Annotated in this window: 11 protein-coding genes; 7 read left to right on the top strand and 4 right to left on the bottom strand. The window is 65.3% G+C overall.

All coding sequences use genetic code 11. The features are described 5' to 3' along the window. Window positions 1-121 precede the first annotated feature (121 nt). Complete coding sequence (locus tag U0177_RS09855) at window positions 122-1144, bottom strand: hypothetical protein (RefSeq protein WP_409570449.1); 1023 nt, start codon at window positions 1142-1144, stop codon at window positions 122-124. Between the two features lie 188 nt (window positions 1145-1332). Between U0177_RS09855 and U0177_RS09860 the strand changes: the two genes are divergently transcribed. Both U0177_RS09860 and msrA read left to right on the top strand, forming a co-directional pair. Next, window positions 1333-1986 (top strand): HD domain-containing protein, encoded by a 654-nt coding sequence (locus tag U0177_RS09860; RefSeq protein ID WP_409570450.1) that lies wholly within the window; start codon window positions 1333-1335, stop codon window positions 1984-1986. Between the two features lie 86 nt (window positions 1987-2072). Next, a complete protein-coding gene (gene msrA / locus U0177_RS09865) occupies window positions 2073-2639 on the top strand; it encodes a peptide-methionine (S)-S-oxide reductase MsrA (protein WP_409570451.1) in 567 nt (188 codons plus the stop codon). Between the two features lie 360 nt (window positions 2640-2999). Here the strand turns inward: msrA and U0177_RS09870 are convergent, their stop codons facing one another. Then, entirely contained in the window at window positions 3000-4214 is a 1215-nt protein-coding gene (locus tag U0177_RS09870) for a DedA family protein (protein ID WP_409570452.1), read from the bottom strand. A 377-nt stretch (window positions 4215-4591) separates the two neighbouring features. Between U0177_RS09870 and U0177_RS09875 the strand changes: the two genes are divergently transcribed. Both U0177_RS09875 and U0177_RS09880 read left to right on the top strand, forming a co-directional pair. Then, window positions 4592-5620, top strand: a complete 1029-nt coding sequence (locus U0177_RS09875) for a histone deacetylase family protein (protein ID WP_409570453.1) — start codon at window positions 4592-4594, stop codon at window positions 5618-5620. Between the two features lie 104 nt (window positions 5621-5724). Next, window positions 5725-5982, top strand: coding sequence for a GlsB/YeaQ/YmgE family stress response membrane protein (locus tag U0177_RS09880; protein WP_409570594.1), 258 nt, complete (start codon window positions 5725-5727; stop codon window positions 5980-5982). Window positions 5983-6027: 45 nt separating this feature from the next. Here U0177_RS09880 and U0177_RS09885 read toward each other — a convergent pair whose 3' ends face one another. Continuing rightward, complete coding sequence (locus U0177_RS09885; RefSeq protein ID WP_409570454.1) at window positions 6028-6837, bottom strand: dihydroorotate dehydrogenase; 810 nt, start codon at window positions 6835-6837, stop codon at window positions 6028-6030. A 468-nt stretch (window positions 6838-7305) separates the two neighbouring features. Here U0177_RS09885 and U0177_RS09890 point away from each other — a divergent pair, with 468 nt between their 5' ends. From U0177_RS09890 to U0177_RS09900, 3 genes are all read left to right on the top strand, one after another. After that, on the top strand, window positions 7306-7680 hold the full coding sequence (locus tag U0177_RS09890; RefSeq protein WP_409570455.1) for a response regulator: 375 nt from the start codon (window positions 7306-7308) through the stop codon (window positions 7678-7680). 290 nt (window positions 7681-7970) lie between these two features. Then, window positions 7971-8510, top strand: coding sequence for a hypothetical protein (locus U0177_RS09895; protein ID WP_409570456.1), 540 nt, complete (start codon window positions 7971-7973; stop codon window positions 8508-8510). Window positions 8511-8735: 225 nt separating this feature from the next. After that, a complete protein-coding gene (locus tag U0177_RS09900) occupies window positions 8736-10613 on the top strand; it encodes an ABC transporter ATP-binding protein (RefSeq protein ID WP_409570457.1) in 1878 nt (625 codons plus the stop codon). A gap of 159 nt (window positions 10614-10772) precedes the next feature. Here U0177_RS09900 and U0177_RS09905 read toward each other — a convergent pair whose 3' ends face one another. Continuing rightward, window positions 10773-13298 (bottom strand): DUF2298 domain-containing protein, encoded by a 2526-nt coding sequence (locus U0177_RS09905; protein ID WP_409570458.1) that lies wholly within the window; start codon window positions 13296-13298, stop codon window positions 10773-10775.

Genomic DNA, 13298 nt, shown 5'->3' on the forward strand with positions numbered 1-13298 from the left:
TTCTAGGGCGTACGCGGCTGGCGCGCTCAGCTTTCGGCAGAGCGGTGCTATGCTCCGTATCGTGTGCGGCTTTTCTGCGCGGAGCGCGGAAAAGCCGCACACCGAAGATGAACAAGTACGATTACTTGCAGCCGTTCGCCAGCACGCGCGCGGCGTCGGCCGCCGGCACCGCTGCGTGCTGCGCCATGTCGGCCTTCTCAATATGCCAGCCCAGCTGGTCGAACGGCGGCACATTCAGCTTGCGCATGGTGTACGTGCCGCAGAATGTCTGCTGGCTGCCATCCCGCTGCTTTGCGCTCACCAGCGCCGGTATTTCGGCGTAGATCGACCCGGCCGCCGCGCCAATCTGCGGCGTGCCCAGCGCCGCGCTCACCTGCGCTGTGTTGGCGAAGCCACGCGCGAAATCGACATAGCGCTGGTTGCTATTCTGGCCATTGTTGCCCCAGAAGGTGTAGGCGTGCGCGATCTGCTGGCTGTTGATCGCCGCGTAGTAGTTCTGCAGCGTCTGCGCTGGGTCGGCCAGCTCGGCCGGCGGTAGCGCGCCGTCGCGCACCTCCTCCACCGACGCGCTCGTCAGCCGCCAGCCGTCGGCGGTGGCGGCGGCGGTGTAGATGCCGCGAAACTGCTGCACGATCTGCGGCTTCTGCGCGTCGGCGTCGTTGCTGATTGCGATCAGCTCGATCGGCACCGCCACCGCGTTGCTTGTCGGCTTGGGCTGGCCCAGGCGCAGGCTGGCCGCCGCCGTGCGCGCGAAGCCGGCCTTGAACTGCTCGAGCGTCTGGCCGCTGGCGGCCCCGCCGTTGGCCCACAGCGCGTAGGCCGCGTCGAACTGCTGCTGGCTGATCGCCACATAGTAGTCGGCCACCACCTGCACCGCTGGGTCGACATCGCCGCTCGGCTGCGGTTGGGTGGTGGGCGCTGGGGCGCTGGTGGCGGCTGCGGTGGGCTGTGGCTGAGCGGTGGGCTGCGGCTGAGCGGTGGGCGCTGGGGCGCTGGTGGCGGCTGCGGTGGGCTGTGGCGCCGCGCTCGGCGCGGCGGTAGGGCTGCTGCCTGGGCTGCCGGGGGCTGCGCAGCCGGCCAGCAGCGCCAGGGCTATGGCGCCGAACCCGAGCGCCCGCGCGCCCGGCAAAGCATTTCGTATCATCACAAAACCTCCTCTGCTATCCGCCTGCCCGGATGGCCTGCACGCCAGCTCGGCGCTTTCCAAGCCTCTTCCGGCAGGCATGCGGCGCGATTGCGCGCCCTGCTTCCGATCCTGTATACTACCCCCGCGCTACGTGTGGCGGCGTGATGCCGCCGTGAGAGCTGGCTGAAACCGTGAATGCCCTGAAGATGACGCAGAACGATTGGGCGCCCTGGCAGGCGCGCTGCGAGCAGTTCCTGGCCGCAGCCGCGCACTCCGCCGACGCCGCCCACGATATCGCGCACATCCGCCGCGTGGCCGCAAACGCCGCAGCGCTTGCGCGCGCCGAGCGCGCCGACCTCGCGGTGGTGCTGCCGGCCGCCTGGCTGCACGACTGCGTGTACGTGCCGAAAGACTCGCCCGACCGCGCGCGCGCCTCGGCGCTGGCCGCCGACGCCGCCACCCGCTGGCTGCGCGCCGAAGGCTACCCGCCCGCGCTGCTGCCGGCGATCGGCCACGCGATCGAGGCGCATAGCTTCTCGGCCGGCATCGCGCCGCGCACCCCCGAGGCCCGCGTGGTTCAGGACGCCGATCGGCTCGACGCGATCGGCGCCGTGGGGATCGCGCGCTGCCTCATGCTCGGCGGCCAGCTCGGCCGGCGCCTGTACGACCCATCCGAGCCTTTCCCGCGCCAGCGCCCGCCCGACGATCGGCTGAACACCGTCGATCACTTTTTCGTGAAGCTGCTGCGCCTGGCCGATACCATGCAGACGCAGGCCGGCCGCGACGAGGCGCTGCGCCGCACCAGCTTCATGCGCCAGTTCCTCGAACAGCTCGCCGGCGAGATCGCGCCAGGGCTGTAACAATCCGCCCGCCGCCAGGACTATATCGGTGAGCGGCGCTGCATAGTAGGCGCCGCTGGCCCAAGCACAGAAAGAAGGTTTTCCAAATGACCGATACATCTACCCCGCGATCGCCAGCGCGCACCGAGGTGGCAACCTTGGCCGGCGGCTGCTTCTGGTGCCTCGAGGCCGTGTACGACCAGATGCGCGGCGTGATCGAGGTTGAGTCGGGCTATGCCGGCGGCCAGGTGCACAACCCCAGCTACCGCCAGGTCTGCACCGGCACCACCGGCCACGCCGAGGTGGTGCAGATCACCTTCGACCCGGGCGCTGTCTCGTTCAAGAATCTGCTCGAGGTGTTCTTCACCATCCACGATCCGACCACGCTCAACCGCCAGGGCGCCGACGTCGGCACGCAGTACCGCTCGGCGATCTTCTACCACTCGCCCGAGCAGCAGCAGCAGGCCCGCCACGTGATCGACGAGATCACGGCGGCGGGGGTTTGGGATGCTCCGATCGTGACCGAGGTGGTGCCGTTCACCCGCTTCTACCGCGCCGAAGATTACCACCAGGAGTACTATGCGAACAATAGCAGCCAGCCCTACTGCCGCGCGGTGGTGGCGCCTAAGGTTGCGAAGTTCCGCAAGTATTTCCTCGAGCAGGTGAAGAAGTAATCCGCTCTTCGCTTGGTCACTTCGAGTTTATGATGCACTGTGTGGCGAAGCCACGCAGTGCATCATAAAAAGAAATTTGGGGGTGGCGAAATCGCCCCCAAACCCCACCAAAGTGTAAATAATAAAGCGAATTTTGTGCTGGGCAAGCACATGCTGCACATTGGTTATGGTGCGGCGCGGCGAAGCCGCCGCACCATAACCAAGATTTCTGCGGAGCGGCGAAGCCGCCCCCGCGTCCCCACCATGCAGGGTGTATTTGCCCAATACATAATAAAGCGAATTCGGTGTAAGCGCACAGCGGTGAAGTGGGGCGCGCTCGCGCGGTGTGCCGAGGCCTGGCGGCATGCAGGCTCGCGCCAGCTACGGCGCCGGCTTAACCCCCGGCCGATCGTCTTGTGGCTGTGGCGGCTCGGCGGGAGCGAGTGATGGCGCGGCTGGCGCAGCTACCACCGGCAGCTTTTCGCTGCGCCGCAGCGACGGCAGAATGGCAATTGCGAGCGCGCGGGCGCATGCGGTAGTGAGCGCGTAGCTAATGATGCCGATCAGCAGCGCCAGCGCCAGGTACGCCGGCCCGCCCGCCGCCCACCAGCGCTCGATCGGGCCGCCGCGCGAGGCCGCCAGCGCCGGCCCCAGGAAGCTGCACACCAGCAGCACCCCAAGCAGCATCAGCCCCAGCGTCTGCCGCGCCAGCGTCGTGCCGCGCGGCGCCAACGCCGGAAGCACCACCTCGTAGTAGAACGTGCCCACCCCGATGCAGAGCAGCAGGATCGCGCTGTACACCAGCATATATGCGCTGGTTGGCTGCAGGCCGCGGCCCAGCAGCACATTTGCCAGCGCAAACGCAATATTCAGCTGGCGCGGGTTGTCGAACACATCGGCCAGCGACGCGGCCGCAGCCCAGCTGGCGCCGAGCGCCGTGGCCCCCGCGAAGCACGCCAGCACAATCGCCCCAAGCGTGCGCCGGCGCGATGGCGCCACGGTATATTCGGCATGCCCGCGGTAGCAGAACCAGGCCAGCAGCAGCGGCAGCCCGATCGCGAGCAGCAGCAGCCACACCAGCCGCAGCTCGACTGCCGGCAGGTGCACGTAGTGCATCACAGCCGGGCCGAACACCGCGCCAAGCGCCAGAAACACCACAATATACACCGACGAGCCAACAATATGCGCGCTGATAAAGCGCCGGTACGGGATGTTCAGCAGGCCGCAAGCCACCACGGCAAGGTAGCGCAGCCCTGGCACCGCGCGCGCCACGGCGATGCTGCTCCAGCCGCCGCGCGAAAGTATCCGCTCGGCGCGCGCCAGCTCTTTCGGGCCGAGGTGCACATACTTGCCGAAGCGATCCACCAGCGGCCTACCGCCGCGGCGCACCACCGCATACAGCCCGCTCGCTCCCAGCGCCGACGCAATATTCAGAAGCACAAACCAGATCGCGAGGTTGGCCAGCGAGCCGGCGCCTTTGATCCCAGCAAATACGATCAGCAGATCGGTCGGGATGGGCATCGGGATGCCGAGCTCTTCCAGCGTCACCGCGAGCAAAATGGCAATAAAGCTGTGTTTGTCGATCAGGTTGATCATACCGGCACCGAACATCACTGCCTGCGATGGACACTCCTAACAGTGTACCACAGTCCTTTAGGGTCTCAGAAATAGCGACGCGCCCCAACCAGGGCTCGTGCTACGTCGGCCCTCGCGCTCGCCTGCCAGGCGAGGGGTGGGGGCAAAAGGCGTTGCGCGAGCCTGATCATCCCAGAGGGAGCTTTGGAGGCTCGCAAGCCTTCCGAACGTTGCACTCTTCGCACCCTGTATGACGCAGCGGAGCGCAAAAAGGATGCTACAGTATTTGGCCGTATCTGCGCTGCCTCTGCTGTGGTACACTGCGCCCTGTATTGGCACCGAGTTCGTGTGCTACCGGCACTCGCCGCGTTTCAGGCCCTCGGGCTTCAGAGGAGTGTATGATCACGGTTGTTTCGCCCAAACACGCGCTGCACAACCCCCCGCACGAGTTTTACGACGGCCGGCTCATTCCGCCATACGAGTCGCCGGCCCGCGTCGACATGATTGTCGCGGCGATCGAGCGCGCTGGCCTCGGGCCGCTGCTGCCGCCGCGCGAGTTCGGCGTTGCGCCACTCCATGCTGTCCACGAATCGGCCTACCTTGAGTATCTTGAGTCGGCATACGAACGCTGGGTTGCCGCTGGCGGCAACCCGGCTGCGGTGCTGCCCAGTACGCTCGCGGTGCGCTGGATGAGCCAGCCGTGCCTGCACCCGCTGGTCGCGCCCGGCTACTACTGCTTCGATCTGAGCGCGCCGATCGCGGCCGGCACCTACCAGGCCGCGCGCGCCTCGGCCGATACCGCGCTCACCGGGGCGGCGCTGCTGCTCGAAGGCCAACCGCTTGCCTATGCGCTCTGCCGCCCGCCTGGGCACCATGCTGGCACGGATCTCTACGGCGGCTACTGCTACCTCAACAATGCCGCAATTGCCGCCGCCTACCTGGCCGCGCCCGGCGAGCGCGTCGCGATCCTCGACATCGATTTTCACCACGGCAACGGGACGCAGCAGATCTTCTACCAGCGCGCCGACGTGCTGTTCGTCTCGATCCACGCCGACCCGGCGCGCGAGTACCCGTACTTTTCGGGCTATGCCGGCGAGCGCGGCGCGGGCGCGGGCCTTGGCTACACGCTGAACTTCCCGCTTGAAGCCCGCGTCGACGACGTGCGCTACCTGGCCGTGCTCGATCGGGCGCTGGCGGCGATCGCCGAGCACGCGCCGCGCTTTCTGGTGCTGTCGGCTGGCTTCGATACCTATGGCGGCGATCCCATCGGCGATCTCGCGCTCACCAGCGCGGCCTACCCCGCGATCGGCCGGCGTGTCGCGGCGCTTGGCTTGCCGACATTGGTAGTGCAAGAGGGCGGCTACGCAGTCGAGGCGTTGGGCGAGAATGCCGCCGGCCTGCTGCGCGGCCTGGCGCCTGGCGCGTAGCTCGCCGTGGCACGCGGTTTGCTTTTACTTAGCGCAAGGAAGGAAACGCGGCGCTCGGGCCAGGGGAGTTGCCTGTGGCGCTTTATTCGGAGGGGAATACCATGATTAATCTGATACTCTGGCTGCTGTTCGGCGCGCTGGTGGGCTGGCTTGCCAGCATTGTGATGCGAACCGACGGGCAGCAAGGCGCGGTGCTGAACATCGTCATCGGTATTATCGGCGCGATGATCGGCGGCTTCTTGTTCGGCGGCCCGACGATCAATAGCAGCTCGTTCAACCTCACGGCGCTGCTGATCTCGTTCGTCGGCGCGGTGATCTTGCTGGCGATCGTCAACCTGGTGCGCCGCGGCTCGGTGCGCTAGCGCGGCATTGCGCGAATTGGCCGGGGCGGCAGGGCCGCCCCTTTTTCATTTGCTCGCTTCGGCTAGCTCGGCGCCAATCCGCCCAGCCAGGTGCGGGTTCGCCAGCAGCGCGCTGCCAAGCGCCACAGCCGCGGCGCCGGCCGCCAACAGCCTGCGCACGTCGTCGGCGCCGCCGGCACCGCCGCATGCGATGATCGGCAGGCTCAGGTGTGCTGCGGCGCCGGCAAGCGCCGCCAGCACCAGCGGCCGCGTGGCCGGCCCGACGAGCCCGCCGCCGAGCAATTCGCCGGTGCGCGGGTTCGCCGCGCTGCCGCCAAACGGCGCGAATAGCACAAGCGCGTCGGCGCCGGCGTCGGCCGCTGCCTGGCCGAGCGCCACGGTATCGGGCGAGTGCGGCAGCTTCGCCAGCAGCGGCAGCTGCGTTGCTTTGCGAGCGGCCGCAACGATCCGCGCCGACTGCTCGGCATGGGCCGCGAGGTTCAGCTCGATGCCGGCGATGCCCTCAGCGCCCTCGAGCGCGGCCGCGATCGCGCCATACTCATCGGCATTCGCGCCTATAATGCTCAAGATCACCGGCGTGCTCCAGCCCGCCCACGTCGGCGCGTAGCGATCGAGCACATGCGCCAGCCCCGGGTTCGGCCAGGTGCCGGCCAGCAGCAGCCCGGCCGGCGTTTCGAGCACCAGCGGTCGGCCGCGCCGGCCCTGCAGCGACGTGCTGCGCGTCACGATCGCCCCGATGGCGCGCATGTCGACCGAGCGGGCATACTCGACGCCATAGCCAAAGCAGCCTGCGGCGGCCAGCACCGGGCTGCTCAGCCGCAACCCATATGGGTTGTGAGGTGCTAGATCAAGCATATGTTTACTGCATACAAGTCTTTACTATCTGTTGTATACCAAATGCCACCGAATTGCTGTGTTCAGAACCGTGTTCTTTTGTTACCATACCATGAGTATGGCTGAGCCAGGAAAAATTTTGCACTGCTTTCTAACAGACTTCGTATAACTCGTGTAATATTATGGTACTTGCTGATCTTCTGTGTACAGTATTTCGGCACAGAGCGCGGAAAAACTCCACACGATACGGAGAAGAGTACCGCGCTGCCGAAGGCTAACGGCGCCAGCTGAGTACGCCCTAAAAGCCTGTTTGCAAAGGGCGCGCGAGGGGCATAGCCCCTCGCACTTCCCTTCTAGCGGGTGGCGGCCACCCGCCGGAAAAAGTGGATATTTGGAGGGACGAATCCCCTCCAAATCACCCTTTAAGCTAGCTTCTAAAGTCTATTGGAGTATAGTCGAGATCACATCAGTTCTGCAAGCGGAGGCACAATGGCGAAGCTCTTACTGGTGGAAGATAATGAAATGAACCAGGATATGCTCTCGCGCCGCCTGCGCCGTAGAGGCTACGAGGTCATTATCGCGGCGGATGGGCGCCAGGGTATCGATGTAGCGCTGGCGGAATGGCCCGACCTGATCCTGATGGATATGAGCCTGCCGGTGATCGACGGATGGGAGGCGACCCGCCTGCTAAAGGCCCAGCCGACGACACGCGCCATTCCGGTGATCGCGCTGACCGCGCATGCGATGTCGGGCGATCGCGAGCGGGCGCTGGCCGCCGGCTGCGACGAATACGATACCAAGCCGATCGATTTGCAGCGCCTGGTCGATAAGATCGAGCTGCTGCTCGCCCGATCGCGAACGTAGCCCCCTCGCGCCGGTGTGGCAGCAAGCCTGCCGGCCCCCCACTTCTGCCTCACGCCCCGCTGCCCGGCTGGCTGCCGACCGCGTGCCAGCCGCCGATTTCGCCTGCTTACGACGCCCGCGCGTTGGCAAAATTTCGTTGAAAAACGCTTGACTCGGAACACATGTTCTGATATACTTCTCTCAGCCCGATATAGAACAAACGTTTTATTTACAGAGATGCGTACAAGCAATATCGGTTCGGGCGGCACCCGGTGGCAACGCAACAGGCGCTGGAAAAGGAGGCCCCAGCAATGGCAGTACGTAGTCAAGAAATCCGCAACACCGCCGCCCGAAACGGTTCTACGTCGGCCCGTGGGGCGATAACCGTCCCGCCGATCTCGCTGCACACGATTGCCTATATTGTCACGGCACTGTTGGCATTGCTCGCGATCTACGCTATTATGGGCAATGTGATGGGCTGGGGGCGTAGCAAAGTCGATGATCTGCGCTATGGCACGACGCGCACATTCCAGGTCGACGAAGTGGTAGGCCACAACGATGGCGCCGGCACGCCATCGCACTTCATCGCGATGAACCTGAATCGCCAGGTAGTGGTGATCGAGATCCCCGGCGGCGACGCGAGCAAGATCCGAACGCTCACCGGGCCGTACCTCTTTGGCGCGGGCGAAGACAAGACGCCGGTGGTATTGCGCTTCGACGACCTGAACCGCGACGGCTCGAAAGACCTGGTCGTCAATGTCAAGAACGAAGAGATCGTGTATCTGAACAAAGACGGTCAGTTCCAGCCGATCACGCCCGAGGAGCGCGCCCGGCTCGCTCCGGCACAATAGCCGCTGGGCTGCGGTATAGTCAGGGTTCGGGGGCGGCATTGCCGCCCCCGATTTTTTTTGGTATGCCCTGCCTGGCAAAGCCTGGCAGGGCATACCAAAAGACACGTGATCAAACTGAGGTAGGATTACATCATTACCAAATTCGTGGTATTATTTAAGAGTATTGATTATCTCAAAGGTTAAGTTCTGCAGTGCCGCTCGTACGCGGCGGAATAACGGAGCTCTATGATTGCACAATCGGGCACGCACGCGCGGCGGCCAAGCGAGGGCGCAGAGCCGCCTAAACCTTGGCGCGAGCGTATACAGGATATTCGCACCGCCTATGGCAACATCCCAGCCGCGTTTCGGCTGGTGTGGAATGCCGACAAGCGCAGCACAATCGTCATGGCGCTGCTGACGCTGATTGGCGCGGCATTGCCGATCTCGCAGGCGTGGGTCGGCAAGCTGATCGTCGACTCGGTGGTTCACTCGATCAATGCGAAAGTCGGCTCGCAGGCGGGCTTGATCGTCGCGCTGCCATACCTGGGCATTGAGTTTGGCCTGATCCTGCTTGGCGCGGTGATCGCGCAGATCCGCCGGCTGGCCGAGCACGTGCTGAACGCGCGGCTGGGCCACCATATAAACAGCTCGGTGATCCGCAAGGCGCTCGCGCTCGATCTGCAGTACTTCGAGGATGCCAGCTTCTACGATAAGCTGCAGAATGCGCGCCGCGAGGCCGACTACCGCGCGCTCGGCATTATTAACGGCGGCTTTCTGGTGCTTCAGAATATCATCACGCTTGCCTCGTTTGCGGTGGCGCTGTTCGCCTTCAGCCCGCTGATCGCCCTGCTGCTGTTCGGCGCGACGATCCCATCGTTTATCGCCCAGAACAAGTACAGCAAGATCCAGTTCAGGCTGCTCACCTGGCGCGCGCCCGAGTCGCGGCGCATGAATTATCTCGAGCACGTGCTCACCGTCGATAACACAGTCAAGGAGATCAAGCTGTTCGGGCTGGGCGAGCCGCTGCTGCAGCGCTACACCGACATGTTCTGGAAGATCTTCGAGGAAGATGAGCACCTGGCGCGCCGCCGCTCGCTGGTAAGCCTACTATGGGGCATGGTCGCCTCGGCGAGCTACTACGGCGCGTATGCCTGGATCATCTTTCTGGCGGCCGGCGGCAGCATTACGCTTGGCCTCATGACCTTCTACCTTGCGCTGTTTCGCAATAGCCAGGGCACGTTCCAGGGCCTGTTCGACAATTTCAACCGGCTGTACGAAAACGGGCTGTTTATGGACAACCTGTTCGGCTTTTTGAAGCTGACGCCGCAGATGCCGGTGAGCGCGCGGCCCGTGCCGATGCCGCAGACGCTGACGCGCGGCCTTGAGTTCCGCAATGTCTGGTTTCGTTACCCCGGCCGCGACGATTGGGCGCTGCGCGATCTGAACCTGACGATCGCGCCGGGCGAGAAGCTGGCGCTGGTAGGGCAGAATGGCGCCGGCAAGACTACGCTGATCAAGCTGCTGACGCGCCTGTACGACCCGAGCGAAGGCCAGATTCTGCTCGACGGCGTGGACCTGCGCGAGTACGACCCCGACGAGCTGCGCAAGCGCATCGGCGTGATCTTTCAGGATTTTGTGCGCTACCAGCTCACCGCCAAGGAGAACATCGGCTTCGGCCAGATCGACCGGCTCGACGACACCGAGCGCCTGGCCAGCTCGGCCGAGCGCGGCGGGGCCGACGAGGTGGTGTCGGAGCTGCCCGAGGGCATGGAGACAATGCTTGGTCGCTGGTTCGAGAAGGGCCACGAGCTTTCGGGCGGGCAGTGGCAGAAGATCGCGCTCAGCCGTGCGTTCATGCGCGATAGCGAGGTGCTGGTGCTGGACGAGCCGACCGCCGCGCTTGATGCCGAGCGCGAGTACGAGATCTTCCAGCGCTTCCGCGACCTGACTGCCGGCAAGATCGCGGTGCTGATCTCGCACCGCTTCAGCACAGTGCGTATGGCCGACCGGATCGCGGTGGTTGAGAACGGGCAGATCAGCGAGCTTGGCTCGCACGACGAGCTGCTGGCGCTTGGCGGCACCTACGCGCGCCTGTTCGAGATGCAGGCCGAGGGATATCGCTAGACGCGATCTACCAAGCGTTGCGGTTATCCACAAAATATCCAGGTTGCCGATGCCGGCGCGCATAGCGAGCTGCCGGAGGGTGCGGTTATCCACAGAGTATCCAGATTGCCGATGCCGGCGCGCACATCTGTGTACTTTGTGGATAACTGCCGAGCTGTACTATCGCACGCGGTAGATCACGACATCGCCCTGCTGAAATACCACGTCGCCGAGCTGCCCGAGCTTGGCTAGGCCCTCGGCCGGGTAGGTTGCGCGCTCGGCCGCGCCGACATAGATGTAGCCGACGCTGTACTTTTTCAGCAGCTCGGCGGCGCGTGTGGTATCGGTATCGCTGTAAATACTCGCCACATCGTCCTTGCGCGGGCCGATCAGCGCATGGACAGCCGGGTCGCCGCCGCGCCACTGATCCTCGTGGCCGGGCCAGCCGAGCACGGTGGCGCGGCCGGTAGCCGCCGACACCGCGTTTGCGCCAATCCCGTGCACTTGGTCGTAGTCGTCGCCCACCGCCTCGAGCACTACGGCGTCGCCGGGGGTGTTCGCGCGCAGCCACGCGAACGCCGCAGCTGCGTCGGGGGTGTGCTCGGGCGGAGTTTTGCCATCTAGGCCGACGCGCTCGCCATCGCGAAACTGCCGGACAGCCGTCATCCACGGGTATACCAGCGCGCCGGCCAGCAGTACGGCAAAAAGCACGAGGCCTACGGCATAGCCAATCCGCCGGATCAGGGATTGCGCCTTGTCGGCGATCTGCGGCGCCAGCCACCACACGGCGTAGCTCGCCAGCACACCCCAGATCAACCACACCTGGTAGTAGAACTTAAAGATTGTATTCATGCGCGAATTGAACACATCGCGGATGTATACGATCTCGGTGCCAAAGCAGACCAGGCACGCCAGCGCGAACGCCCAGAGCACAAATGCCTCGGCCGGCTGCCGGGCGCGATCGAGCGCCAGGCCGATCGCGTACAGCGCGATCGGCAGTAGCGCCAGCAGCGGGAAGCCCAGCGCAAAGCCCAGCAGCAGCGTCGCGCCAACCAGCCAGGGCGCCGCAGCGGCCAGCGCGACCGGACGTGTGGCAGTGCGCGCAATGCCCAGCGCCCCATCGGCGGGCTGCGCCCGGCGCAGCTGCGCAAACAGATAGAACAGCAGCGGCACCAGAAACAGCCCAAAAATCACCAGAAAGCTATGCAGCAGCGTGCGCGTCCATGTAACCGGTAGCAAGGGCAGGCCATTGCCGCCTACCAGCGAGCGGAAGGTCAGGTGAAAGGGCATAAACAGAATAGCGGCCGCCAGCAGCGCCGCAAGCGCCTGGCCAAGGAAATGCCGCCACCATACCTGCCGCAGGGTTGCAAGCGGGCCGGCTACCGGCGCACCGGCCTCTGCCGGCTGCGGCGCGCGGCCCAGCCGGGCGTACAGCAGCAGCAGCGCGCCGAGGTAGAGCAGCACGTAGGTTGGCAGATCCCAGCTGTTGATCAGGTAGAGGCCGCCCAGCACAATGCCAGTAAGCGCCAGCTCGGCCCAGCCACGCCAGCCCATGGTGTAATTCGGCGCGGTGGGCCGGGCGATGGTTTGGAGCGCCAGCGCCAGCGCCAGCAAGCCAAACGGCAGCGACATCACGTGCGGATGCATGTCGCCGAGCCAGAACGAGAAGAACGGAAACTCGGTGATGGTGTAGTAGCGCGTGGCGTCGCCCGGCTGCGGCGAGGCGTCCCAAAGCGCCCGCGAGGGATTCCACCAGTTGAAGTCGGTGGCGGTGTCGGCGGGCACGATCTCGGTGGTAAGGTTCGCGTCGCCCCATGGGGTATAGGGCTCGTCGAGCACCAGGCGGGTGCGTGAGCCAAGGCCGTTTGCCACGGCGCGCGCAAAGTCGCGCTGCCCCAGCTCGAGGATCTTGTGCGAGCCGGAAATAATTTCAAGCGCGCCGCCCTGATTGCCGGCCAGGAGCACAAGCACCAGCGCCAGCCCAGCTGCGCCAATCGCGCCCCAGCGCCTGCGGCCCGGCTGCGGCCCGGCGGTCAGCTCGATCAGGCTGACGACTACTCCTGTGATGCCCAACGCCGCGAGCGCAAAGATCAGCGCCAGCGCCAGATTATAGGCAGCGCCTTCGGCGATGCCGCTGGCGAGCGACATCAGCGCCATCAGCAGGTAGCCGAAGTAGTAGTAATTGATACTGTAGCCAGCTAGCCAGGGATCGTGGGGCGGGAAGCTGCCGCTCACGCGGATGGCATTAAATAGCGCGTAGTCCATCGGCCGCTCGGTGCCCCAGGGGTCGGGCTGGTAGCTGCGCAGCAGCGCGAGGAATAGCAGGGCCAGCGCGAACACCAGCTCGTAGGCCAGCACGCGGCGCCACTCGGCCGCCAGCCACGCGCGGATCGCCGCGAGCTTCTGGGCCACGGATGCCGCAGCCTGGGCCTTCGGCTCCTGGCCCTCGGCTCGCGGGTCTTTCGCGATCAGCAGGCCAAGCGCGCCGACCGCCAGCGCGCACAGCAGCACCAGGCCACGGCCAAATGGCGCCAGGCCGAGCATGGCCAGCAGCCAGGCCGCGTAGCCGGTGAGCAGCAGCCCAAGGCTCTTGCCGAAGGCGTAGCCACGGTCGGGGAGGGCGCGGAATAGCCACTGGGTGAGCGGCAGCGCCATCAGGCCGATCAGCTGAATTGTCAGCCACCAGATGAAAATCTGTCCGATCAC

The sequence above is a fragment of the Kouleothrix sp. genome (assembly GCF_046328425.1).
Lineage (GTDB): Bacteria > Chloroflexota > Chloroflexia > Chloroflexales > Roseiflexaceae > Kouleothrix.